The following is a 1,510-nucleotide window of genomic DNA, read 5'->3' as shown; positions in this document are numbered from 1 at the left end:
TCCCACAGCTCCAGGCACAAAAATCACGATGTACTTCCCTTTGCCACTTTGATATTTCAAATTAATACGTTAGACGTTTCAATGACCTGGAACGGTTCATACGGTTACACCAGCGGCATTGGCGACCGGAAGCACCCGAAGCAGTGAAGAAAGCTCAGTGAGCTGCGTTATAAACGGGCCCAACGGACGAACGGGCGATTACCGTATCGACTATGGCGCCAGCAGGACTTTCCTGGCAGACGCTGCACGATGTCGGTGCCCTCGCATTGGTCGACACCGCTTCGCAACGAGCTGCCTCGGTCGTACGACCATGTACTCCCGAACTCGACATCACCGACATCGTGGAAGCCGAACGCCTGGTCCAGGCGTGGGCGGACGCGACCACCCGCCAGGAGGCGGAGGCGGCCCTGGCCACGCGCCTGCGGGTCGACTCCGTACGCCTCCTGCAGTCGTTGGGCTGGCTGCTGGCGATGTGGGCGGTGACCCTGCATCTGCGGACCGGCGAACAGCCCCACGTGGTCATCCGGTCGCTGACCTACCGCGGGGTGTGGCGCGGCGCGCAGGCACCCCTTTCGGAACATGTGTGGGAGTCGCTCAGCGAGCGGATCCGCGTCGGCGCGCTGGCCGCGCTGACCGGGGACGCGGACATCACCCACGCTTTCCGGCAGGCGGTCCAGCGGCCCACGGGCATCGACGAGGTGCTGTTGCACCACGCCCTGGTCGTGATGGACGACCTGGCCCGCAGCATGCATGCCATCGGTGTCGACCCGACCGGCCTCGCCCAGACCCTGGCCGTGTACACGGCGCAGCCGTCCGCCATTCAGCCCCCGTCCTTCCGTCCGTTGAAATGAGCACGATGAGCACCTGGGACGAACACCCGGAACGAGCACTTGGAACGAGCACGGTCGCCGCCGCCGCGGCGCCCCGGTCATGTGGCGTCGATGCCGATGGTGGGTATCGTGTCGTCAGGCCGCCTGCCGACAATGCCGTTGGCAGGGCTGACGTGGCAGTGCTGATGACGGTGCCGGCCGGATGACAGTGCCGGCCGGATGACGGTGCCGGCCGGGCATCCTCTCATGATGGTCGGCAATCGCTGATCGGGCCTGTGGCGGGTTACACCACAGCATGCGTCTCCCTACCATCCACGGCCGTCCGCGCGGACGGCACAGAGCATCCATGATCTTTGTCGCAGGCGGCCCGGGCTTCGGGCCGGGCGGTTCGGACACCCCTCAGGTTCCATGCGACAGTTGGATGTCCGGTGCGGCACGCATGGGAGCGGGTGGATGGGTGGAGCGGCGAGCGGGCCCGTGGGAACCAGCCAGGGACCAGCGGGAGCCAGGCGGGAGGCGGAGGCCTCCCCCGCTCGCCATGGTGTCGCCGCGACCGTCCACCGGACGCATCTGCCCGGCCACGACCATCGACGAGAGCACCACCGGACCGGAGAGCTGACGGTGACCACCTTGTCCGACCCGCCCACGGCCGGCTCCCCACCCTCCCGTCCCACACCCGC

At 67.0% G+C, this 1,510-nt stretch carries 1 protein-coding gene; it reads left to right on the top strand.

Translation table 11 applies throughout. From position 1 onward, the window contains the following. The first annotated feature begins 212 nt into the window (after positions 1 to 212). On the top strand, positions 213 to 851 hold the full coding sequence (locus tag AC5LUJ_RS22155; protein WP_250285821.1) for a hypothetical protein: 639 nt from the start codon (positions 213 to 215) through the stop codon (positions 849 to 851). Positions 852 to 1,510: the final 659 nt, after the last annotated feature.

This window comes from Protofrankia sp. CiP1_Cm_nod3 (assembly GCF_982290655.1).
Note: the sequence above shows the minus strand (reverse complement) of the source record. Positions and strands in the feature narration are given on the sequence as shown.

Excerpts from the sequence above, each read along its gene's own strand:
- AC5LUJ_RS22155 (WP_250285821.1), top strand. The coding sequence starts at position 213 with ATGGCGCCAGCAGGACTTTCCTGGCAGACGCTGCACGATGTCGGTGCC.